Genomic DNA, 20,539 nt, shown 5'->3' on the forward strand with positions numbered 1-20,539 from the left:
CCTGAACGACCAGTCGGGCGTCTATGCCGATACGACGGGGCGCACCTCCTATCAGGCCGCGCTGGTCGCGGTGGAGGAGTTCGGGGGCACCGTTCTCGGCATGCCGATCGAGGTCATCACCGCCGATCACCAGAACAAGCCCGACGTGGCCTCCAACATCGCGCGGCAGTGGTATGACACCGAACAGGTGGACATGATCACCGACCTGCCGAACTCCGCCGTGGCGCTGGCGGTGATAGGGCTGTCGAAGGACGCCAAGAAGATCACCATGGTCACGGGCGGCGGGGCGGCGGATATCTCCGGCAAGGCCTGCACGCCCTACAACTTCCACTGGGCCTATGACACGACGATGCTGTCCAATGTGGTGGGCGGCGCGCTGGTGGCGGAGGGCGGCGACAGCTGGTTCTTCCTGACGTCCGACTATGCCTTCGGCCACAACCTCGAAGCCTCGACGACCAAGGTCGTGGAGGCGAAGGGCGGCAAGGTGCTCGGCTCCGTGCGCCATCCGATCGGCACGACGGATTATTCCTCCTTCCTGCTTCAGGCGCAGGCCTCCGGCGCCAAGGTCGTGGGCCTGGCCTCCGCCGGGCTGGATACGCAGAGCGCGATCAAGCAGGCTGCGGAATTCGGCATCATTCAGGGTGGCCAGCGGATGGCGGCACTGCTGTTCACGCTGCCGGAGGTCCGGGGCATCGGCGTGGAAGCCGGGCAGGGGCTGGTGCTGGCGGAGTCCTATTACTGGGACGCCAACGACACCTCGCGCGAGCTGGGCGAACGGATCAAGGCCAAGGCCGGGGTCTATCCCAACATGATCCACGCGGGCACCTATTCGGCCGTGCTTCAGTATCTGAAGGCGATCGAGGCGGCGGGCACGGACGACCCGGATGCGGTGGCGGCCAAGCTGCACGAGATGCCGGTGAAGGATTCCTTCACCCCGAACGGCGTCGTCTGGCCGAACGGGCGGATGGCGAGCGATGTCTATCTCATCGAGGTGAAGAAGCCCGAGGAGATGAAGGGCGATTCGGACTTCTACAACATTCTGGCGACCGTTCCGGGGAAGGATGCCTATCCTGATCCCAAGACGACCGGTTGCCCCTTGGTGCAATGACGATGGTGGCGATGCAGCAGGCACAGGACGATGCCCGGGTGGTCTTGACCGCCCGGGGCTTGGGGAAGGACTTCGCGGGGTTCACCGCGGTCAACAACGTGGATCTGGACGTCCGTCACGCCCGGATCCACGCGCTGATCGGGCCGAACGGCGCGGGCAAGACCACGGTCTTCAACCTGCTGACGAAGTTCCTTCAGCCCACGCGCGGCAAGATCGAGCTTCTGGGCACAGATATCACCGGAACGAAGCCTGACCGCATCGCGCGGATGGGAATGGTCAGGTCGTTCCAGATCTCGGCGGTGTTCCCGCACCTGTCGGTGCTGGAGAACGTGCGGGTCGCGCTTCAGCGGCCGGCGGGGCTGGCCACGCAGTTCTGGCTGCCGCTCTCCACGCTCGACCGGCTGAACCCGCGGGCGGAGGAGCTGGTGGAGCATCTGGGCCTGACGCCCTACCTCCACGCCCGCGCGGCCGACCTCTCCTACGGGCGCAAGCGCGTGCTGGAGATCGCGACCACGCTGGCGCTCGACCCGCAGGTTCTGCTGCTGGACGAGCCGATGGCCGGCATGGGGCAGGAAGACGTGCGCATGGTGGCCGACATCATCCGCGAGGTCGCCAAGGACCGCGCCGTGCTGATGGTGGAGCACAACCTGTCGGTCGTGGCCGACATCTGCCACCATGTCACGGTGCTCCAGCGGGGTGAGATCATCGCCGCGGGCGATTACGCGACCGTGAGCCGCGATCCCCGCGTGCGCACGGCCTACATGGGCACGGAGGACTAGATGGCCGCGCTGCTGACAGTAAAGAACCTGCAAGCCTGGTATGGCGAGAGCCATGTCCTTCACGGCGTGAACCTGCATGTCGACGAAGGCGAGATGATCTGCATTCTCGGCCGCAACGGCATGGGCAAGACGACGACGTTGCGCACGATCATGGGTATCCTGCGGAAGCGCACGGGCGAGATCACCTTTGCCGGCCAGAACCTGATGGCCATGCCGCTCTACAAGGTGGCGCGAACCGGGATCGGCTTCGTCCCGGAGGAGCGGGGCATCTTCGCCACGCTCTCCGTGGAGGAGAACCTGATGCTGCCGCCGGTGGTGGCGCCGGGGGGCATGAGCCTTGACGAAATCTACGACCTGTTCCCGAACCTGCTGGAGCGGCGCAACTCGCCCGGGACCAAGCTGTCGGGCGGCGAGCAGCAGATGCTCGCCATGGCGCGCATCCTGCGCACGGGTGTGAAATGCATTCTGCTGGACGAGCCGACGGAGGGTCTGGCCCCCGTCATCATCCAGCGGATCGGCGAGGTGCTGGTGAAGCTCAAGGCGCGCGGCATGACCGTGGTGCTGGTCGAGCAGAACTTCCGCTTCGCCTCCAAGATCGCGGACCGGTTCTACCTGATGGACCACGGGCAGATGACGGCGGAATTCCCCGTCTCGCAACTGGCCGACAAGATGGAACTGCTCAACCAGGAGCTGGGGGTCTGACATGACGACATTCTTCGGCGTGCCGATCCAGGCACTCATGGGCCAGTTGCTGGTCGGGCTTATCAACGGCTCCTTCTATGCGCTGCTGTCGCTGGGGCTGGCGGTGATCTTCGGCCTGCTCCGGGTCATCAACTTCGCGCATGGCGCGCAATACATGCTGGGCGCCTTCGTGGCGCTGCTGCTGCTGACCAAGCTCGGGGTGAACTACTGGTTCGCCCTGCTCCTTGCCCCGCTGATCGTGGCGGCCTTCGCGGCCATCATCGAAAAGACCATGCTGTCGCGGCTCTACAAGCTCGACCACCTGTACGGGCTGCTCTACACCTTCGGGTTGGCGCTGGTGATCGAGGGGACGTTCCGTTACTTCTTCGGCGCGTCCGGCCAGCCCTATCCGGCGCCGAAGCAGCTGACGGGTGCGGTGAACCTCGGCTTCATGTTCCTGCCGATCTATCGCGGCTGGGTCATCGTCGCCTCGCTCATCGCCTGTATCGCGACATGGCTGCTCATCGAAAAGACCAAGCTCGGCGCCTATCTGCGCGCGGCGACGGAAAACCCGGTGCTGGTGCAATCCTTCGGGGTGAACGTGCCGCTGCTGCTGACCTTCACCTATGCGCTCGGCGCGGGGTTGGCGGCGCTGGCGGGCGTGCTCGCCGCCCCGGTCTATCAGGTGTCGCCGCTCATGGGTTCCAACATCATCATCATCGTCTTTGCGGTGGTCGTGGTGGGGGGAATGGGCTCCATCCTCGGCGCGATCGTGACCGGTTACCTGCTGGGCATCGCCGAGGGTCTGACCAAGGTTTTCTACCCGGAAGCCTCCAACATGGTGATCTTCGTCATCATGGCCATCGTCCTGCTCCTGCGTCCGGCGGGACTTTTCGGAAAGGATGCCTGACATGTCCGCACATGGTTCCTCCGTTCCCGCGGCAGCGCCCGTCGCGGCTCATCCCAAGGCCAGCGCGATCCGAGTGGTGCTTCTGCTTGCGCTGCTGGCGCTGGCGCTGGCCGCGCCGTTCTACGTCTATCCGATCTTCGTGATGAAGCTTCTGTGCTTCGCGTTGTTCGCGGCGGCGTTCAACCTGCTCCTGGGCTACACCGGGCTGCTCAGCTTCGGCCATGCGGCCTTCTTCGGCGGCGCTGCCTATTTCACCGCCCATGCGGCGAAGGTCTGGGGCTTTTCGCCGGAGCTTGCGATCCTGACCGGGGTCGTCGGCGCGGCGCTGCTGGGGCTGGTGATGGGCGCCATCGCCATCCGGCGGCAAGGCATCTACTTTGCGATGATCACCCTCGCGCTCAGCCAGATGTTCTTCTTCTATTGCCTGCAGGCGCCCTTCACCCATGGGGAGGACGGCATCCAGTCGGTGCCGCGCGGCCATCTGTTCGGTGTGATCGACCTCAACCAGCCGCTCAACATGTATTACTTCGTGCTGGCGGTCTTTCTGATCGGCATGGCGATCATCTGGCGGTTCGTGCATTCGCCCTTCGGCATGATCCTGAAGTCGATCCGGGAGAACGAGAACCGGGCGATCTCGCTGGGCTATTCGACGGCGGGCTACAAGCTTGGCGCCTTCGTGATGTCGGCGGCGCTGTCGGGGCTGGCGGGCGGGCTGAAGGCGCTGGTCTTCCAGTTCGCCACGCTGACCGACGTGTCCTGGCAGATGTCCGGCGAGGTCATCCTGATGACGCTGCTCGGCGGGATCGGCACCTTCCTCGGGCCGGTGTTCGGTGCAGGGCTGGTGGTGACGCTGCAGAACTATCTCGCGACGTCCGACTTCCCGGTGACCATCATCACCGGCCTGGTGTTCATGGTCTGCGTGCTGCTGTTCCGCCGTGGCATCATCGGGGAGTTCTATGCCTCCCGTATCGGCCGGAGCCTTGGGTTCAAGGCAGAGAACTGAGCCTGCTCGGGGGGCTTCATGGCCCCCCTGGCGACATCTGACGCAGAGAGCCGAGATGGAAGAATACGACTATATCGTCATCGGCGCGGGGTCCGCGGGCTGCGTGCTGGCCAACCGGCTCTCCGCCGATCCACGAAACCGGGTACTGCTGCTGGAGGCGGGGGGTCGGGACAACTACCACTGGATTCACATTCCGGTGGGATACCTCTACTGCATCGCCAACCCGCGCACCGACTGGTGTTTCCAGACGGAGGCGGAGCCGGGGCTCAACGGGCGGAAGCTGGGCTATCCGCGCGGCAAGGTGCTGGGCGGATCCTCCTCCATCAACGGCATGATCTACATGCGGGGGCAGGCGGCGGATTACGATCACTGGCGGCAGCTCGGCTGCACCGGCTGGGGTTGGGACGACGTGCTGCCGGTGTTCAAGCGGCAGGAGGATTTCTACAACGGCGCCTCTGACCTGCATGGCGCGGGCGGCGAATGGCGGGTGGAGAAAGCGCGTGTACGCTGGAAGGTGCTGGACGCCTTCCTTGACGCGGCGGTGGAGGCGGGGATCCCGCGCACCGACGATTTCAACACGGGGACGAACGAGGGGGGCGGCTACTTCGACGTCAACCAGCGGTCGGGGATTCGCTGGAGCGCGGCGAAAGCCTTCCTGCGGCCGGCGATGACCCGGCCCAATCTGCGCGTTCTGACGGAGGCGCAGGTCAAGCGGCTGGAGATCGCGGAAGGGCAGGTGACCGGCGTGCGATATGTCCATGCTGGCCAGGAAAAGGGCGCGCGCGCCCGTGCGGAGGTTGTGCTCTCGGCGGGCGCGGTGGGTTCGCCGCATATCCTGCAACTCTCCGGTATCGGACCGGGGCAGGCGCTGCACGACGCAGGCATCGACACGATCCGGGAAGTGGCGGGCGTTGGCGGCAATCTTCAGGATCACCTGCAACTGCGGCTCGTCTACAAGGTGACGGGCGTGCCAACGCTGAACGAAAAGGCGTCCTCGCTGTTTGGCAAGGCGTCGATCGGGCTGGAATATGCGCTCAAACGTTCCGGCCCGATGTCGATGGCACCGAGTCAGGTGGGGATCTTCACCCGCTCCGGCCCGGAGAAGGCGACGCCCGATCTGGAATACCATGTCCAGCCGGTGAGCCTCGACAAGTTCGGTGACAAGGTGCACCCCTTCCCGGCGATGACGGCGAGCGTCTGCAACCTGCGGCCCGAAAGCCGGGGAGAGGTGCGCGCGGTGAACGCCGATTATCGCAGCCCGCCCGCGATCCGGCCGAATTACCTTTCGACAGAGGGCGATCTGGAAGTGGCGTCGCGCGCGATCCGGCTGACGCGCAGGATCGCCAGCCAGCCGGCGTTCGCGCGATACCAGCCGGAAGAATACCGCCCCGGACCGGATTACCAGAGCGACGCCGACCTGCGCCGTGCGGCGGGTGAGATCGGCACGACTATCTTTCACCCGGCGGGCACTTGTCGCATGGGCGGAGACGAAGGGTCGGTGGTAGACCCCCGGCTGCGCCTGAGGGGGATCGGCCGGCTTCGCGTGGTGGATGCCTCCGTCATGCCGACGATCACCAGCGGCAACACCAACTCCCCCACCATCATGATCGCGGAAAAGGCGGCGGCGATGATCCTGGCGGACAACCGCTAGGGCTTTCGCCCTTTCTGGGTTGCCGCCTTTGGCAGGGTGCGCGGCTGCTTCCCCGCTCCGGCGATGGCAGACAGGATGGCTCCGTGTCGCGGCCCGCTCGAAGGAAGGCCCGCTGCGGCCGCGAGGACGGGGATTGGCATCCGGATGTGCGACCCCAGGGGGGCGTGGCCGGTTGGTCCGGCTTCCGCGATCGCCCGCCGCGCTGCGCCATCTGAGAGCTTCGCGCGGCGGGCGATCGCTCTTCGTCGTGAGCGGGGGAGAACCGGATCCAGCGCTGGCTGCCTCATCCCCGCAGTGGCACTCCGCCGCAACTGCATGCGGCCAGCTCTGCTCATGAAACGGGTATCCGATACGCCGGCCATCACGGCAGGTCTGCGGGACAACTCAGCCCGTGCAGGAGCGGCGCCGGATGTTTTCACACGCTTCCCCGGCAGCTCAACTGAGGTGAAGACGGCGGTGCGGGGCGGGTTGACTTCTCCCGCGCTTGGGCGGCTCATCCTCCGGCAACGCCCGGAGGACAGGATGACCGATTTCGACCGTGAAGTGGAAGAGCGGCTTGTGCGCTATGTTCAGGTGGACAGCCAGAGCGACGAGCGCTCGGCCAGTTCCCCCAGCACGGCGATCCAGCTGGACATGGCGCGGCTGCTGGCGGCGGAGCTGAGGGAGATCGGCGCGGCGGAGGTGACGGTCACCGACTACGGTGTCGTGCTGGCCACGGTTCCCGCCAGTCCCGGAGCGGAGGGGGCGCCGGTCGTCGGGCTGCTTGCCCATGTCGATACCGCGCCGGCCTACAACGCGACCGGCGTGAAACCGCGCGTTCACCGGGGGTACAACGGCGGGCCGATAACCTATCCGGATGCGCTCGATCTGGTGTTGTCGCCGGAGGTGTCGCCGTATCTTGGCACGAAGCTCGGCGAAGACATCATCACGGCGAGCGGTTCCACGTTGCTCGGCGCCGACGACAAGGCGGGTGTGGCGATCATCATGACGGCGGCGCGGCATCTGCTGTCGCAGTCCGAGATCCGGCACGGCAAGCTGCGGCTGGCCTTTACGCCCGATGAGGAGATCGGGCGCGGCGTGGACAAGCGGTTGCCTGCCGATCTGGGCGCGGATTTCGCCTATACGTTCGATGGCGCCGGATTGGGTGAGATCGAGTATGAGAGCTTCTCGGCGGACGGGGCGATGGTCAGCATCACCGGCGTTTCCGCCCATCCCGGCTGGGCCAGGGGCAAGCTGGTGAACGCCCTGCATCTGGCGGCGAAGCTGGTGGCCCTTCTGCCGCAGGCGACGATGACGCCGGAAGTGACGGAGGGGCGGGAGGGCTTCCTGCATCTCTACGAGATTACCGGCACGGCCGCGAAGGCGGAGCTGCGGTTCATCCTGAGGGATTTCGAGCTGGAGGGCCTGTCGGCCAAGGGTCAGTTGCTCAGGGAGGCCGCGGGGGCGGTGCAGGCAATGGAGCCGCGCGCGCGGGTGACCTGCGATATCCGGCCCCAGTATCGCAACATGCGCTACTGGCTTGAGAAGGACATGACCCCCGTGGAGATCGCCCGCGCCGCCGTGCGGGCCGAGGGACTGGAGCCGGTTTCGGTGCCCATCCGCGGTGGCACGGACGGCTCACGCCTGACGGAAATGGGTGTGCCCACGCCGAATGTCTTTACCGGGATGCAGGAGATCCACGGCCCGCTCGAATGGGTCAGCGTGCAGGACATGGCGGCGGCGGTGCGGGTCTGTCTGCGGATTGCCGCCAATGCAGCGGGTGAGCCATCCGCTTGACGCGGGCAGGTATTGTTGACAATAACACTATGATTTTGTCGCCGAGACGCGGTACCGGGGCCTGCCGAATGGGCGGTTCCCTGATGATCGGCCGCTCCGCCGTCGCAGGAAGGGATGAAAGACCATGACCGATATCGCCGGCCACCATGCCGAGCCGCGGATCGAGCGCATCCGCCACGAACTGAAGCGCCGCGAGCTGACCGTGGCCCGGACGGAGCGGCTGACCCCGCATATGCAGCGTGTCACCCTGACCGGAGCGGATCTGGATGGGTTTTACAGTGCCGCGCCGGATGACCATGTGAAGATCATGCTGCCGGGCGAGGGGGAGCCGCAACGGCGGGACTATACGCCCCGGCGCTATGACACGGCTCAGGGAGAACTGGTGATCGACTTCGCGCTGCACGAGGCGGGTCCGGCGACGGACTGGGCGCTCACCGCCGTGGAGGGATCGCGGCTGACGGTCGGCGGGCCGCGCGGGTCGCAGGTCATCGCGGGGGACATCGAGCGCTGGCTGCTGATCGGGGATGAAACCGCGCTGCCCGCGATCGGGCGGCGGATCGAGGAGATGGCGGCGGGCACGCCTGTGACCGCGCTCATCGCCGTGCCGGGGCCGGAGGACGAGCAGAGCTTCGATACCGTGGCTGCGACAGATATCCGCTGGATCCATCGCCCGGAGGCGGAGGCCGTTCTGGCCGAACGGCTGCTCGGCCCGCTTCGGGAGATCGCGCTTGGCCCGCGCTGCTTCGTCTGGATCGCGGCGGAGGCTTCGGTGACGCGGGCGCTCCGCGCCTATCTGCTGGAGGAAGTTGGGCTGCCGAAGCACTGGATCAAGGCCTCGGGCTACTGGGTGGCAGGGGCCGCCGATGCGGTCGAGCATTTCGACTGAAGCCCTGCGCGCTGGACATCGCGGCATATCCGCTTCCGGCGAGCGGGATGCCTCCCGGTAGCGATGGAGGGTGAGGCGCGCATGGCCCTCTCCGCGCGCCTTCTGGACGCCCGGAGGACTCCACGCGCGCTTACAGAGCACGGTCCCGATGCGCGCTTGGAGACACTGCGCTCGGTGGCCGGGATGCTGATCTTGCCGCCCGCGGTGCGCGCAGAGGTGTTCCTCGCCCGGCAATCCCCGTGGGGCTGAACCGGTCCAAGGTTACACCTTTTGGCCGTCCCTTGTCGTGTCCGTGACCCGCTGCTGCGGGACATGTGGAGTGGGCCCGGGTAATCGTGGGGCACTCGTGGACGTCTTCTGCGCCGGGGTACCCGCTCCGCGTGGGCGGAGGTGCTCGCCTTTCATATGTCATCACGGCAGTGGGGCGCGCCGCTCGGAGCGATGGGGGGCAGTCCCGGGGTCCGAACCGCGCCTATCCGGATGGCGGCGTTTTGCCGTCCGGCCATTGTGCCGGCTTGCGTCTCCGCGACCTTCGCTGTCATGGAGGAGGGGAGAGCCAAGGAGACCATGATGACCGCTATCGACCCCGCCCGCCGCATCGCGCAAGCCATCGCCCGCGACATCTCGGCCCGGCCAGATCAGGTGGCGGCGGCAGTGGCGCTGCTGGACGGCGGGGCGACCGTTCCTTTCGTCGCGCGCTACCGCAAGGAGGCGACCGGCGGGCTTGATGACACGCAACTGCGCACGCTGGCGGAACGGCTGGCCTATCTGCGGGAGATGGAGGCGCGGCGGGCGACCATCCTCGGCTCCATCCGCGATCAGGGCAAGCTGACCCCGGCGCTGGAGGCTGAGATCGCGGGCGCGGAAACCAAGGCTGCGCTCGAGGATATCTACCTCCCCTACAAGCCCAAGCGGCGCACCAAGGCGATGATTGCGCGGGAGAACGGGCTCGAGCCGCTGGCCGATGCGATCCTTGCCGACCGGCAGGCGGTTCCGGCCGACCTTGCCGCTGGCTTTGTGAGCGAGGCGGTGCCGGAGCCGAAGGCCGCGCTGGACGGCGCGCGCGACATCATCGCCGAGCGGCTGGCCGAGGATGCGGCGCTGATCGGGCGGCTGCGCGACCATCTGCGGGCGGAGGCGCGCGTTGCCTCCCGCGTGGTGGAGGGGAAGGAGACGGCGGGGGCCAAGTTCTCCGACTATTTCGCCCATGTGGAGCCATGGAAATCCGTCCCCGGCCATCGGGCGCTGGCCATGTTCCGGGGCCGGAACGAGGAGATCCTGACGCTCGACCTCGAGGTGGACAGCGAGTCCGCGGCGGGGCAGGGCCGGGCCGAGGGGATGGTGCGGGCGGCGCTCGAGGCGACGGGGCGCGGGCCGGGCGATCTGTGGCTGTCGGATGTGGCCGGGTGGACATGGCGGGTGAAGCTGCGCACGACGCTGTCCATCGACCTCTTCGGGGAGCTGCGCGACCGGGCGGAGGAAGAGGCGATCCGTGTCTTTGCCCGGAACCTGCGCGATCTGCTGCTTGCAGCGCCTGCCGGTGGGCGGGCGACGCTGGGGTTGGATCCGGGCATCCGCACCGGGGTGAAGGTGGCGGCGGTCGATGCGACGGGGCGGCTGCTGGAGACGGCGACGGTCTATCCCTTCCCGCCGAAAAGCGATCTGCGGGGGGCGCAGGCGGTGCTGGGCGCGATGATCGCGCGACATGGGATCGACCTCATCGCCATCGGTAACGGCACGGCCAGCCGCGAGACGGAGAAGATGGTCGCCGATCTGCTGGCACAGCTGCCGGGCAAGAAGCCGATGAAGGTGGTCGTGTCGGAGGCGGGGGCCTCGGTCTATTCGGCCTCCGCGCTGGCGGCGGAGGAGTTTCCGGGGTTGGACGTGTCGCTGCGGGGCGCGGTTTCCATCGCGCGACGGCTGCAGGATCCGCTGGCGGAACTGGTGAAGATCGAGCCGAAATCCATCGGCGTCGGTCAGTATCAGCATGACGTGAACGAACACCGGCTGGGCCGTGCGCTGGACGGTGTGGTGGAGGATGCGGTGAACGGGGTGGGGGTGGACCTGAACACCGCTTCGCGGCCGCTGCTCTCCCGCGTGGCGGGGATCGGGCCGGGGCTGGCGCAGGCCATCGTGCAGCACCGGGACGACAATGGCCCCTTCGCCAGCCGGAAGGAGCTTCTGAAAGTCGCGCGTCTTGGCCCGAAGGCCTTCGAGCAATGCGCGGGATTCCTGCGGATACGGGAGGGGAAGGAGCCGCTCGATGCCTCCGCCGTGCACCCGGAGGCCTATGATGTCGCGCGCCGGATCGTCACGGCCAGCGGGCGAGACCTGCGGGCACTGGCGCGGGAGCCGGAGGCACTGCGCCGGCTGGACCCGGCGGACTTCACCGACGCGCGCTTCGGCCTGCCCACGGTGCGGGACATTCTGGCGGAACTGGAGAAACCCGGGCGCGACCCGCGCCCGGAATTCCGCACCGCGACCTTTGCCGAGGGGGTGGAGACGATCTCCGACCTGAAACCGGGGATGCGGCTGGAAGGGGTCGTGACCAATGTCGCGGCCTTCGGGGCATTCGTCGACATTGGCGTACATCAGGACGGTCTGGTCCATGTGAGCCAGCTTGCCGACCGGTTCGTCAAGGATCCGCATGAGGTGGTGAAGGCGGGGGATGTCGTCTCCGTCCGCGTGACGGAGGTGGACGTGCCCCGCAAGCGGATCGGCCTGACGATGCGCAAGGACAACGCGGGTGAGGAGGCCGCGCGGGAGCGGTCCGCAGAGCGGAGCGGCGGCAAGGGCGCCGGGAGCAGGAGCGCGGGCAAACCGGGTCAGACCGGTCCGCGCGCCCAAGGTCCGTCGGGGGGCCAGAGGTCCAACAATCAGCGGGGGGGCACTGCGGATCATTCAGACGGCGGGGGCACTGGCGCGCTTGGCGCGGCGCTGCTGGAGGCGATGAAGCGGAAGTGATGGCACAGACCCGGCGAGGACCGGTCACGCGGGCGCGGGCCGGGCCTCTTCCGCAGGGGCGCGGATGGAGCCGGGACGATCAACTTCCACCGTGGCATGGTCTATGCCGAACCGCTCCCGCAGATGGGCGCTGACGCGGGGCGGCAGGTCCAGCGGATCGACACCGGGCGCGGGCGTGACGTGGAGCGTCGCGACGATGGTGGTGTCGGTCAGGGTCCAGGCGTGGAAATGCGCGGCCTCCGCCACGCCGGGAATGCGGATGGCCTCGGCCAGCACTTCACCGGGATCGAGGTTCTTCGGGGTTGCCTGCAGCAGCACGAGCACGGAGTCCTTCACCAGCAGCCAGGCCGAGCGCAGCACCAGCAGCGCCACGAGCAGCGAGAGCAGCGGGTCAAGCGGCATCCAGCCGGTCAGCATGATGCCGATGGAGGCGGCGATAGCCCCGACGGAGCCCAGGAGATCGCCCAGCACATGCAGGAAGGCGCCGTGCAGGTTCTGATCCTCCTGGCCGCCGCGATGCAGGATCAGCGCCCCCGCGATATTCACCAGCAGGCCGACTACGGCGACGGCGAGCATCGGCCCGGCCAGCACCTCCACCGGCTGCCGGAAGCGCTGGATCGCCTCCCACGCGATCCAGCCGACGAGCAGCAGCAGCGAGCCTCCGTTCACCAATGCCGCGAGCACCCGGACACGGTGGTAGCCATAGCTGACCCGCGCATTCGCCGCCCGCCGCGCAACCCGGTAGGCGACGAGCGCCAGCAGCAACGCCGCCGCGTCGGACACCATGTGACCCGCATCCGCGATGAGCGCGAGGGAACCTGAAAGCAGCCCGCCCACGACCTGCACCAGCGCGTATCCCGCCGTCATCAGGAAGACGATCAGGATCCGCTTTTCGTTGGAGCGCGTCACCGCCGGCGCGTGGGAATGACCATGACCCTCGTGGCTGTGCGATCCTTGGCCATGGGTCGCGCCATGGCCTGCCGGTGCGTGACCCGCCGATCCGTGGCCCGCCGATCCGTGGTCGTGCGCGCCATGATCGTGATCTGTCCCATGGTCGTGCTCAGTCGCGTGCGCGTGGTCGTCCTGGCGATGCGGCTCGCCGGCAGGGCGGTACAATGGCTGCCCGCCAAGCTCCGCTGTGGTGGGGCTGGGGCCGCTCCTGCCGGAGTCATCGGATATTGCTCCGTCGGGTCGGCGATCCTGTCCGGTCATTGGTTCGGCCTTTCCTCCGGGCGCGCGTCAAGGGTAAGGCGGGGACGGGAGGCGTCAAGGGCAGTGATCCGTGCCGCGCAAGGGACCGGATCGCGCGCGCAGACGTGATCGGGACGGACATTTCGTCGCATAGCTCATCTCGCCGCAGGAGATAGCTTCCCGGCGAGACCGGATCTTCGCAAAAGCCGCTCCCTGACGCAGGCCGAACCCTGCGTCAGGACGCTGCGAAACCTTGAAAATACAAATGCGTAGCCTTATTGCCACCACACCGCCCCGAGAGGCGGGACAGAACCGAGGACAGCCATGACCACTCCCGCCACGCGCCGCGGCCTCCTGCTCGGGGCGCTCGCCATGCCGTTCCTCGCGCCCGCGCTGGCGCGCGCTCAGGAGCCGAACATTCGGGCGCCGAGCCACCGGCGCAACATCTCCAGCTTTGTCACCCACCGTTGGCAGGACCATTTCGCGACGCTGGGCAAGGGCGTGATCGTCGCGGACCTGACTTCCCGCGCGGTGCATTTCTGGTCCGGCGACGGGCTGGAATACCGGATCTATCCGAGCTCCGTGCCGATGAGCGAGGAGCTGACCCGCACCGGCTTCACCGAGGTGGTGCGCAAGCGCATCGGGCCTGACTGGACGCCGACGGCGAACATGATCGCGCGGGATCCGAGCCTGCACTACATGCCGCCGGGACCGGATAATCCGCTCGGCACCCATGCGCTCTATCTGACGTGGCCCGCCTATCTGATCCACGGCACGCAGGATACGCGGAAGATCGGGCGGCCCTCCTCCTCCGGCTGCGTCGGCCTTTACAACGAGCATATCGCGGAGCTTTACGGCATGGCGCCGATCGGGACACAGGTGCGGCTGCTCTGACCTCAGGCGAAGGGCACGGCGATGGTGGCCGCCACCGCCGCCTTCCACTGGTCATAGCGGCTGTCGCGTTCCTGCGCCGCCATCTGCGGCTCGAACCGGCGGTCGAGCGCCCATGCCCGGGCGAAGTCCTCCCGCCCCGGGCAGAGGCCCGCCTTGTGCCCCGCGAGCCAGGCGGCGCCGAGGGCCGTCGTCTCCAGCACCTCCGGCCGATCCACGGGGGCGCCGATGATGTCGGCCAGAAAGCCCATCCCCCAATCGGAGGCGGAAAGCCCGCCATCGACCCGCAGCACGGGCGGGGTTTCGGAACCGGCCCAGTCGGCGTGCATCGCCTCCATGAGGTCGCGCGTCTGATAGCCGACGCTTTCAAGGGCGGCGCGGGCGAATTCCGCCGGGCCTGACGCGCGTGTGAGACCGAAGATCGCGCCCCGCGTCTCCGGTTTCCAGTAGGGCGCGCCGAGGCCGGTGAAGGCGGGGACGAGGATCAGCCGCTCCGCCGGGTTGGCGGCCTCGGAGAGGGGCTGCGTCTCCTCCGCCCGCCGGATGAGGCGGAGGCCGTCGCGGAGCCATTGCACCACTGCCCCGGCGATGAAGATCGACCCTTCCAGCGCATAGGTGGTTTTCCCCTCCAGCCGGTAGGCGATGGTGGTGAGCAGGCGGGCGCGGCTGGCCACGGGGGTATCTCCTGTGTTCAGCAGCGCGAAACAGCCGGTGCCATAGGTCGCCTTGACCATGCCGGGGGAGAAGCACGTCTGCCCGATGGTCGCCGCCTGCTGATCGCCCGCGATGCCGAGAATGGGGATCGCGCGGCCCAGCAGATCCTCCCGCACCATCCCGAAGTCGGCGGCGCAGTCCCGCACCTCCGGCAGGAGGGAGAGGGGGATGTCGAGCAGGCCGCAGATCTCCTCATCCCACCGATTTTCATTGATGTTGTAGAGCATGGTCCGCGCGGCGTTCGTGGCGTCGGTCGCGTGCACCGCCCCGCCCGTCAGCCGCCAGACGAGGTAGCTGTCCACGGTGCCGAAGGCGAGCTCGCCACGCCTTGCGCGGTCCCTCGCGCCGGGGAGCGTGTCCAGCAGCCAGGCGAGCTTCGTCGCCGAGAAGTAGGGGTCGAGGATCAGGCCCGTCCGCTCCGTCACCAGCCGTTCATGGCCAGCGTCGCGGAGCGCGGCGCAGCTTTGTGCCGTGCGCCGGTCCTGCCAGACGATGGCGTTGTGCAGCGGCTGGCCCGTATGCCTGTCCCAGAGCAGGGTGGTTTCCCGCTGGTTGGTGATACCGATGGCGGCGATGTCCGCCCCAGTCAGCCCGGCTTTCTCGACCGCCTGGCGCATGGTGCCCGCCACTGTCAGCCAGATGTCGCCGGGATCGTGTTCCACATGGCCCGGCGCGGGGAAATGCTGGGGGAACTCCTCTCGTGCGATGGCGCGAATGGTCAGGTTCCGGTCGAAAACGATAGCGCGCGACGAGGTGGTGCCCTGGTCGATGGCAAGGATATGGGTCATGACGGTCCTCCCCCCGCCATCTAACCCGGTCCTGCCGCCTGTCGCCAGTGGCGTTTGCGGAGAAAGGCCCGAAGCGCCGGACGGGCCACGGGTATCGCCCGGGATCGTTGCCGCCGGGCAGCTCCCGCCCATGCGATGTCGATGAAAGGGCTCGGGTTGCGGTTCCACGACGGCTCGGCCACTCTCGCGCCATTGTCACGGGGGAAAGCACATGATGGAAGCCACGGGGACCGATATCGACATCGGCAAGTTCTGGAAGACGCTGGGAGAGCGGGCGACCGGGGCCACGCTGGTCACGGCGGAGGGTGCGGAGGGCTGGACCGGCTTTCTGGGCCTGTCGGCTTCCCATGTCTCCGCTGCCCCGCCGGTGATGCTGGTCTCCATCGACCGCAAGACCTCCGCGCTGAGCGGGATTCTGGAGAAGGGGCACTTCGCGGTGAACTTCCTGCCTGCGGGTGAGACGGCGCTCGCGCAGGCCTTTGGCGGCAAGGGCGAGAAGCTGTTCGAGGAGGGCCGCTGGGAGCCCTTCGTGACCGGCGCGCCGGTGTTCCGCGACGCGCTTGGCGTGTTCGACTGCCGCGTGTCGCAGGTGGTGGAGGAGGGCGACGTCTCCATCGTGATCGGCAGGGTGCAGGGGGTGCGGGCGCGGGGTGAGGGTGCGCCGCTCCTTTTCTTCCGCGGCAAGTTCGAGGGCTAGCCTGCCAGCCTCGTCAGCGCGGGGCCGACCAGCGCCGCGCCCGAGCAGAACAGCAGACCCACGGCAAGCTGTCGCATGCGGGCCGGGGTAAGCGGCGGCGGCCAGCGGCGTGCGGCAAGGGTGCCGAGCGCCACCGCCGGTATGGCACCCGCAGCGGCGGCGAGCGTCGGCAGCGCTATCCCATCCGTCGCGACCACCAGGCCGAGCCGGAACGTCTGGTTCAGTACGAAGACGGCAACGAGGGTCGAGCGGATCGCGATCTGCGCGATCGGCTGACGATAGATGTGGTAGATGATCGGCGGCCCGGCGGTGGAGAACAACCCGCCCATGATGCCGCCTGCCGCGCCGAAGGCGATGAAGCTGGCGGGCGGGGAGCGGTGCTCCTGCGGTCTGGGGCGAAGGCCGAGCTGGATGCTCGATCCAACGATGACCAGCCCCAGCAGCAGTTGCAGCAGCCAGAGCGCCGTTCCGGCGAGGTAATGAAGCAGCGCATAGCCGATGATGAGTGTTGGCAGCGTTCCGGCGAGATACAGGCGGAGGGCTGCCACATCGACCTCCCGCCAGCCGCGCCAGAGGACGATCGCGCCGTTCGTCACCACGAGGATCGACGTGACAACGGCGGCCTCTGGCAGCGGCATCAGGCCAAGAAGCCCCACCCCACCCATCAGGATCAGCCCGAGCGCAAAGCCGGTGAGCGTCTGCATCCATGCCGCAAGGCAAGCGATGAGCCAGAAGGCGAGCGTGGCGGTGGTAAGCATCTCGATCCCGGAGCGACGACATGCCGCACGGCTGTGAATGCGACAATTTCCTGAGCGATGAAAGCCCGCTTGGTGGATTATTCGCTTTTTCGCGGCGCTATGGGACTGATTTCCTTAATGCCGGGCTTATGCGGGGAACTGTTCCGGGCAGCAGCTTCGGTCAGATGATGCGCATCGGGAGGGAATGCCAGCGTTCCTGCCCGCCGTGCTTGCCATGTTGGGGCGCACGCGAGGGTGCATCCGCTTGTCTTGCCGGGAGGCTGTCTGAACGCTGGGTCGGCGGCGTGATCACCAGATCGCATAGGCGGCGGGCCATTCCGATACCGCGCGTTGACCGTGAAGGACGGGGACCGGTTTCCACCGCGCCGGGGAGGTGCTGACGCGCGTGGAGGTGCTGCTCGCGTTACCGCTCTCGCAGGGCGGATTTCGGATCGGCGCGCTTGCGCATCGGGTCACCGCAGACGGTGCGGCTATCGCTGGCGCCATGCCTGATGATGTGGCTGATCCGGGAATGGAACATGTTTCCGGCCTTCGTGCGCGACCTCAGCAAAGCCGGGCGAGCCGCATTGGCCATGTCATGCAGACGCGCGGTCCGGCGATGGCAAAGGCGGACATTCTGGCGGGGTGATCGGAGGGAGTCGGTGCGGGTTGTTCCCAAGGCTCTTACCCTGGCCTGCGTGATTGTTTCTATCGGGATGGCGTCGGCTGGCCGGACAGCAAGCGCGGGGGCGACAAAAAAAGGGACCGGCGTCGTATGCGCCGGTCCCCTCTGGTTCCATTCATATGTGTTCGGCGTCCTATCAGCGGTTGTAGAAGAGACCACCCCAGATGCGCCCTTCATCCCGGTGACGGCCGCCATGCACGGCGCCGATATAGGCAGCGGCACCGGCAACGAGGGAGGCCGCGGCCAGCAGGAAGGCCGTGAGGATGGTGGCTTTACGAGCCGCTTCGGCAGCTTCGGCCGCCTGTTGCTTGGCTTCCTCGAAGCGCTGTTCAGCCTCCGCACGGAGTTGCTCGGCCTGTTGCTGGGCTTCCTGAAGACGCTGCTCTGCCGTCGCGCGGATCTCGTTGGCGCGATCGACAGCCTGATTGACGCGGGCATCGACTTCCTGCTCCGAAAGGCCGGTGCGCGCGGCAACCTGCTGACGGAGGAACGCACGGTCCTCGTCCGAGATCTCGCCGGTTTGAACGATGTTCATGAGGATGCCGCCGATCTGACGCTGGGTCGCTTCAGGATCGTTGGCCGCTCCGGGGAAGCCCGGTTGCTGATCGCCGGGCCGCAGCAGCGTATCGGTGATATAGTCCATCGGATTGCTTTGCAGACCCTGGGGAAGCATGTCCTGCATCGCCGGCGCAACGGCTTCGCCCGCACCCTGGACAAGACCGCCAACCGCCTGACCCGCGCCGGAAACGACACCGCCGGCGAGCTGACCCGCACCTTGAGCAATGCCGCCGACCGCAGTCCCCGCCGCTTCAGTCACGGTGCCGGCCGCGCTGCCAACGGCACGGGCACCGCCCGAGATGGCGCCAGCCGCCAGCATCCCGCCGACCAGCATTCCGAGCCCCCATACCGCGAGACCATGGATCCCGTCGCGGGCCGTTACTTCATCACGCACGGCACCATCGACGCGCCGCCGCATACGACCGGCGATATAACCGCCGAGCATGTATATCCCCACCATGGCAATCACCGTGAACAGCGCGGTGACAACCAGCCACAGCAGACTGATGCCGCCGCCGTCGCCATCGTCGATGGCGATGGAACCGAGCCCCAGTCCCGCCGCGAAAGCCGTCATCACGACCGTCGCGCCACCCGCGACGACTGTTCCCGCAAAGATCGCAGCCCAGTCCACATAGCTCCGACCGGGATCGCGTATATCGGTCGCACGGACCTGTTCAACCGGGGCGGCCATCAGCGTAGGCCCAGGAAGGAAAGGATGAACAACACGATGACCACCAGACCGACAAGATAGATAATGGAATTCATGACTGCCTCCGAAATCTCTGGCACGTTTCACGTACCGCTGCGGTAGAACCTCGCTGCCAAGGGGATGTTCCGTAGAATTTCGTCAAATTCAGATACATCGTTTGCATGAGACATTTCTGCAGCGGCCAATTCCCTCACCTTGGCTGGAAGGCGGTCATGGGTGTACCGGTAACGCGGAGGGGGTCGACAGCACCGAGAGAACTATATTACGGCTCGCCAGACGCCCAATCGAGGAACCAGACCATGGCCGAGACGCTGCCCTTTTCCGCCGCCGTCACCAGAACCGCCGCGGCACTGGTGGCCGCGCTTCTCGCCACGAGCGCGCCCGGTGCCCTGATGGCTGCGGACGGCCCGGCTGCTGTCATCCGGATAGGATCCCTGTACGAGCCGCAGAACCTCGACAACACCGCGGGGGCGGGCCAGGGGATCAGCGAAGCGTTCAACGACAATGTGTATGAGGCGCTTTTCCGCCTGAACGACGATGGGTCGGTGGAGCCGGTTCTGGCCTCCCGCCACGACGTGAGCGACGATGGCCTGACCCATACCTTCTCGCTGCGGGAGGGCGTGCATTTCCATTCCGGGGATCCGTTGACCGCAGCGGATGTGAAATATTCCATCGAGCGGGTGAAGGCCGAAAGTTCGCGGAGTTCCCGCAAGTCGAGCCTCGCCAGCATCGACAGCGTGGAGGCCCCGGATGACCACACGGTCATCGTGCGACTGAAGTCGAAGTCGATCTCACTCCCTTACAATCTCAGCTACGTGTGGGTGGTCAATGACGCGGCGGGCGACATCACCCAGAAGGAGGATGGCACCGGCCCCTACCGGCTGGCCGGTTGGCGGCGGGGGACGGCCCTGTCGCTGGAAGCGTTCGACGGATACTGGGGGGATGCACCGAAGAACGCAGGCGCGACGTTCAGCTATTTCACCGATGCGTCGGCGCTCAACAATGCGCTGCTGACGGATGCGGTGGACATCATCACCTCGGTTCAAAGCCCGGATGCGCTGGCCCTGTTCGCCGATCCGTCGGCCTTCACCATCTCGGAGGGCCGCTCTACCACCAAGCAGATCATGGCCTACAACGACCGTGTTGCGCCCTTCGACAATGTGAAGGTGAGGAAGGCGCTGGCCCGTGCGGTGGACAAGAAACGGCTTCTGGAGGCCATCTGGGGCGACCGGGGCATGGTCATCGGCTCCTTCGTGCCGCCGACGGATGCGTGGTACGAGGATCTGACCGGAGTGGACCCCTACGACCCGGAAAGCGCCAAGGCGCTGCTGGCGGAGGCGGGGCTGGCGGACGGCTTCACCTTCACCCTGGAGACGCCAAACTACGATCCCCACCCGATCACCGCGGAGTTTCTGAAGGCGGAACTGGCGAAGATCGGGGTGACGGTGAACATCCGCCTCATCACGGCGAACGAATGGTACACCAAGGTCTATCAGGCACATGACTTTCAGGCGACGCTGCAGGAGCATGTGAACCACCGCGACATCGTCTTCTACGGCAATCCGAACTTCTACTGGGGTTATGACAATCCGGAGGTCGCCCGCCTGATCGCGGAGGCCGAGGCGAGCGACACGGAAGCCGGGCAGGCGGAGAAGCTCCGGCAGGCCAACGAAATCATCGTGGCGGATGCGGCCTCCAACTGGCTTTTCCTTTATCCGCAGATCGTCGTCTCCAACACCCGGACCACGGGCTATCCGGTGAACGGGCTGAATGCGCAGTTCTTCCTGCGCGGCGTCGAGAAGGCGGAGTGA

At 67.0% G+C, this 20,539-nt stretch carries 18 protein-coding genes; 13 read left to right on the top strand and 5 right to left on the bottom strand.

Translation table 11 applies throughout. The features are described from left to right. Position 1: 1 nt before the first annotated feature. The 9 genes from CN97_RS11120 to CN97_RS11165 all read left to right on the top strand — a co-directional run bounded on the left by CN97_RS11120 (position 2) and on the right by CN97_RS11165 (position 11,758). Positions 2–1,108 (top strand): ABC transporter substrate-binding protein, encoded by a 1,107-nt coding sequence (locus CN97_RS11120; RefSeq protein WP_051911173.1) that lies wholly within the window; start codon positions 2–4, stop codon positions 1,106–1,108. Positions 1,109–1,119: 11 nt separating this feature from the next. Further along, positions 1,120–1,887, top strand: a complete 768-nt coding sequence (locus CN97_RS11125) for an ABC transporter ATP-binding protein (RefSeq protein WP_084684141.1) — start codon at positions 1,120–1,122, stop codon at positions 1,885–1,887. Then, on the top strand, positions 1,888–2,589 hold the full coding sequence (locus CN97_RS11130) for an ABC transporter ATP-binding protein (protein ID WP_035711368.1): 702 nt from the start codon (positions 1,888–1,890) through the stop codon (positions 2,587–2,589). A 1-nt stretch (position 2,590) separates the two neighbouring features. Further along, complete coding sequence (locus CN97_RS11135; RefSeq protein ID WP_035711372.1) at positions 2,591–3,478, top strand: branched-chain amino acid ABC transporter permease; 888 nt, start codon at positions 2,591–2,593, stop codon at positions 3,476–3,478. Next, positions 3,471–4,481 carry a branched-chain amino acid ABC transporter permease gene (locus CN97_RS11140; protein WP_407059732.1) on the top strand — a complete coding sequence of 337 codons (1,011 nt, stop codon included), beginning with the start codon at positions 3,471–3,473 and terminating at the stop codon, positions 4,479–4,481. The genes CN97_RS11135 and CN97_RS11140 overlap by 8 nt, the downstream gene beginning before the upstream one ends. Positions 4,482–4,536: 55 nt before the next feature. Continuing rightward, positions 4,537–6,132, top strand: a complete 1,596-nt coding sequence (locus CN97_RS11145) for a GMC family oxidoreductase (RefSeq protein ID WP_035711378.1) — start codon at positions 4,537–4,539, stop codon at positions 6,130–6,132. A 522-nt stretch (positions 6,133–6,654) separates the two neighbouring features. Next, positions 6,655–7,908, top strand: coding sequence for a peptidase T (gene pepT / locus CN97_RS11150; protein ID WP_035711798.1), 1,254 nt, complete (start codon positions 6,655–6,657; stop codon positions 7,906–7,908). A 124-nt stretch (positions 7,909–8,032) separates the two neighbouring features. Next, on the top strand, positions 8,033–8,794 hold the full coding sequence (locus tag CN97_RS11155; RefSeq protein WP_035711383.1) for a siderophore-interacting protein: 762 nt from the start codon (positions 8,033–8,035) through the stop codon (positions 8,792–8,794). A 570-nt stretch (positions 8,795–9,364) separates the two neighbouring features. After that, the gene (locus CN97_RS11165) at positions 9,365–11,758 is read left to right on the top strand and encodes a Tex family protein (protein WP_035711387.1); all 2,394 of its coding nucleotides are present in this window, start codon (positions 9,365–9,367) and stop codon (positions 11,756–11,758) included. Between the two features lie 24 nt (positions 11,759–11,782). Here the strand turns inward: CN97_RS11165 and CN97_RS11170 are convergent, their stop codons facing one another. Further along, a complete protein-coding gene (locus tag CN97_RS11170) occupies positions 11,783–12,667 on the bottom strand; it encodes a cation diffusion facilitator family transporter (protein WP_051911174.1) in 885 nt (294 codons plus the stop codon). Then, a complete protein-coding gene (locus tag CN97_RS21250; RefSeq protein ID WP_242685279.1) occupies positions 12,664–12,810 on the bottom strand; it encodes a hypothetical protein in 147 nt (48 codons plus the stop codon). The genes CN97_RS11170 and CN97_RS21250 overlap by 4 nt, the downstream gene beginning before the upstream one ends. Before the next feature lie 463 nt (positions 12,811–13,273). Here CN97_RS21250 and CN97_RS11175 point away from each other — a divergent pair, with 463 nt between their 5' ends. Further along, positions 13,274–13,843, top strand: a complete 570-nt coding sequence (locus tag CN97_RS11175) for a L,D-transpeptidase (protein WP_035711389.1) — start codon at positions 13,274–13,276, stop codon at positions 13,841–13,843. A 2-nt stretch (positions 13,844–13,845) separates the two neighbouring features. Here CN97_RS11175 and glpK read toward each other — a convergent pair whose 3' ends face one another. After that, positions 13,846–15,342: a glycerol kinase GlpK gene (gene glpK, locus CN97_RS11180; protein ID WP_035711392.1), complete on the bottom strand. Its 1,497-nt coding sequence runs from the start codon at positions 15,340–15,342 to the stop codon at positions 13,846–13,848. Positions 15,343–15,553: 211 nt separating this feature from the next. Between glpK and CN97_RS11185 the strand changes: the two genes are divergently transcribed. Further along, the gene (locus CN97_RS11185) at positions 15,554–16,039 is read left to right on the top strand and encodes a flavin reductase family protein (RefSeq protein ID WP_035711395.1); all 486 of its coding nucleotides are present in this window, start codon (positions 15,554–15,556) and stop codon (positions 16,037–16,039) included. On the opposite strand, the gene CN97_RS11190 is transcribed toward CN97_RS11185, so the two are convergent. Then, complete coding sequence (locus tag CN97_RS11190; protein ID WP_035711398.1) at positions 16,036–16,797, bottom strand: TSUP family transporter; 762 nt, start codon at positions 16,795–16,797, stop codon at positions 16,036–16,038. The genes CN97_RS11185 and CN97_RS11190 overlap by 4 nt on opposite strands. A 373-nt stretch (positions 16,798–17,170) precedes the next feature. Between CN97_RS11190 and CN97_RS11195 the strand changes: the two genes are divergently transcribed. Then, entirely contained in the window at positions 17,171–17,425 is a 255-nt protein-coding gene (locus CN97_RS11195) for a hypothetical protein (RefSeq protein WP_035711402.1), read from the top strand. 172 nt (positions 17,426–17,597) lie between these two features. Here the strand turns inward: CN97_RS11195 and CN97_RS11200 are convergent, their stop codons facing one another. Then, positions 17,598–18,710 carry a hypothetical protein gene (locus tag CN97_RS11200; protein ID WP_035711404.1) on the bottom strand — a complete coding sequence of 371 codons (1,113 nt, stop codon included), beginning with the start codon at positions 18,708–18,710 and terminating at the stop codon, positions 17,598–17,600. Between the two features lie 317 nt (positions 18,711–19,027). Between CN97_RS11200 and CN97_RS11205 the strand changes: the two genes are divergently transcribed. After that, entirely contained in the window at positions 19,028–20,539 is a 1,512-nt protein-coding gene (locus CN97_RS11205) for an ABC transporter substrate-binding protein (protein ID WP_051911175.1), read from the top strand.

The organism is Haematobacter massiliensis, from assembly GCF_000740795.1.
Taxonomy (GTDB): domain Bacteria; phylum Pseudomonadota; class Alphaproteobacteria; order Rhodobacterales; family Rhodobacteraceae; genus Haematobacter; species Haematobacter massiliensis.

Excerpts from the sequence above, each read along its gene's own strand:
- CN97_RS11125 (WP_084684141.1), top strand. The coding sequence starts at position 1,120 with ATGCAGCAGGCACAGGACGATGCCCGGGTGGTCTTGACCGCCCGGGGC.
- CN97_RS11130 (WP_035711368.1), top strand. The coding sequence starts at position 1,888 with ATGGCCGCGCTGCTGACAGTAAAGAACCTGCAAGCCTGGTATGGCGAG.
- CN97_RS11135 (WP_035711372.1), top strand. The coding sequence starts at position 2,591 with ATGACGACATTCTTCGGCGTGCCGATCCAGGCACTCATGGGCCAGTTG.
- CN97_RS11140 (WP_407059732.1), top strand. The coding sequence starts at position 3,471 with ATGCCTGACATGTCCGCACATGGTTCCTCCGTTCCCGCGGCAGCGCCC.
- CN97_RS11145 (WP_035711378.1), top strand. The coding sequence starts at position 4,537 with ATGGAAGAATACGACTATATCGTCATCGGCGCGGGGTCCGCGGGCTGC.
- pepT (WP_035711798.1), top strand. The coding sequence starts at position 6,655 with ATGACCGATTTCGACCGTGAAGTGGAAGAGCGGCTTGTGCGCTATGTT.
- CN97_RS11155 (WP_035711383.1), top strand. The coding sequence starts at position 8,033 with ATGACCGATATCGCCGGCCACCATGCCGAGCCGCGGATCGAGCGCATC.
- CN97_RS11165 (WP_035711387.1), top strand. The coding sequence starts at position 9,365 with ATGACCGCTATCGACCCCGCCCGCCGCATCGCGCAAGCCATCGCCCGC.
- CN97_RS21250 (WP_242685279.1), bottom strand. The coding sequence starts at position 12,810 with ATGGGACAGATCACGATCATGGCGCGCACGACCACGGATCGGCGGGCC.
- CN97_RS11175 (WP_035711389.1), top strand. The coding sequence starts at position 13,274 with ATGACCACTCCCGCCACGCGCCGCGGCCTCCTGCTCGGGGCGCTCGCC.
- glpK (WP_035711392.1), bottom strand. The coding sequence starts at position 15,342 with ATGACCCATATCCTTGCCATCGACCAGGGCACCACCTCGTCGCGCGCT.
- CN97_RS11185 (WP_035711395.1), top strand. The coding sequence starts at position 15,554 with ATGATGGAAGCCACGGGGACCGATATCGACATCGGCAAGTTCTGGAAG.
- CN97_RS11190 (WP_035711398.1), bottom strand. The coding sequence starts at position 16,797 with ATGCTTACCACCGCCACGCTCGCCTTCTGGCTCATCGCTTGCCTTGCG.
- CN97_RS11200 (WP_035711404.1), bottom strand. The coding sequence starts at position 18,710 with ATGGCCGCCCCGGTTGAACAGGTCCGTGCGACCGATATACGCGATCCC.
- CN97_RS11205 (WP_051911175.1), top strand. The coding sequence starts at position 19,028 with ATGGCCGAGACGCTGCCCTTTTCCGCCGCCGTCACCAGAACCGCCGCG.